Source organism: Staphylococcus simiae (assembly GCF_002902085.1).
Classification (GTDB): domain Bacteria; phylum Bacillota; class Bacilli; order Staphylococcales; family Staphylococcaceae; genus Staphylococcus; species Staphylococcus simiae.
Map to the genome: position 1 here is coordinate 1 of NZ_PPQR01000135.1, position 260 is coordinate 260.

A 260-nucleotide genomic window follows, 5' to 3' on the forward strand; every position below is an offset into this window, starting at 1 on the left:
CCACTTACACTATTTGTCACTGGTTGACCACTGTTATCTTGACTATCGATAACGATATTGTCGATTGGTGTGTTCACTTCTTTTATTTGATCATCAATAGCTTTCACCGTTGGTGCCGTCGTATCCACCACTGTAATCGTGAATTGCGTTGTTGTTGTATTACCTTCAGCGTCTGTTGTTGTCACGGTCACTGGGTATGTGCCTACTGTTGTTGGACTGCCACTAATTATGTTTGTCTCTGAATCAAATGTGACACCGTC

Annotated in this window: 1 protein-coding gene; it reads right to left on the minus strand. The window is 42.3% G+C overall.

Translation table 11 applies throughout. The features are described from left to right. Nucleotides 1–260, minus strand: a 260-nt coding sequence (locus tag CD113_RS12255) for a putative Ig domain-containing protein (RefSeq protein ID WP_142380918.1), incomplete at both ends; no start/stop codon positions are given.